2 protein-coding genes are annotated in these 890 nt (G+C 69.8%); both read left to right on the top strand.

Annotated features, from left to right (window positions below; all coding sequences use genetic code 11):
* Positions 1–550 (top strand): hypothetical protein (locus ELQ94_RS17410; RefSeq protein ID WP_166404904.1); only part of this gene is annotated, 550 nt, incomplete at its 5' end.
* Between the two features lie 8 nt (positions 551–558).
* Positions 559–890 (top strand): Ig-like domain-containing protein (locus ELQ94_RS17150; RefSeq protein WP_133447513.1); only part of this gene is annotated, 332 nt, incomplete at its 3' end.

Below are 890 nucleotides of genomic sequence, written 5' to 3'. Positions count from 1 at the left end.
TCGAGACGGGGCTCGAGCTGAGCACCTCGAGACGGGGCTCGAGCTGAGCACCGTCGACACCGATCCGATCCTCGAACTCGGCGCCGGAGCGCGGGTCGCGGTGTCCTCGACCGGCACGGTGTTCGCGGTGTCCGTGGAGGAGAGCGAACTCCACACGCTGCCCTCCGATGGATCGGAGTCCTCGACGCAGGTGATGCCGCCGCTCGAGGACGTGGAGATCGCGGCCGCCGGCGAAGAACCGGTCATCTTCGACCGCTCGGACAACCGCATCGTCCGAGGCGACGGTTCCACCGTCGACCTGCCGCAGCCCGGCCTGGTGCTGCAGCAGTCGAGCGCATCCGACGACGTCGCCCTCGTCGCGACCGGGGACGCGCTCATGGCCGTTCCGCTCGAGGGGGACGATGACCCGACCGTCGTCGACGCGAGCGTCAGCGCCGCGTCCACGGAGGCCTCGGATGTGCGTGGTCGTCGTCGAGCCGCTACCTCGCGGTGTGCGGTGACGAGACGGACCGGCAGGACGTCGAGCCGACGGCGGACGGGTCCCCGTTGATGTTCCGGGTGAACCGGCAGATCATCGCGCTCAACAACCTCTTCACCGGTGACATCTGGCTCGTCGACGCGAACATGCGCCTCGTCCAGAACTGGGAAGAGGTGACCCCGCCGGAGGAGGACGAGGGTGAGGAGGGCGACGAGAAGGCGTCCCGGCAGTCGTTCGAGGACACCATCGCGGAGCGCACCGACACGAACCGGCCCCCGCTCGCTCGGGACGACGACATCGGTGCCCGCCCCGGCCGCTCCACCGTGCTGCCCGTGCTCGACAACGACACCGACCCCGACGGCGACGTCCTCACGGTCATCAGCGACACCGGGATCAGCGACACCGACGGCAC

The organism is Labedella endophytica, assembly GCF_003990045.1.
In the GTDB taxonomy this organism is placed as follows: Bacteria; Actinomycetota; Actinomycetes; order Actinomycetales; family Microbacteriaceae; genus Labedella; species Labedella endophytica.
Note: the sequence above shows the minus strand (reverse complement) of the source record. Positions and strands in the feature narration are given on the sequence as shown.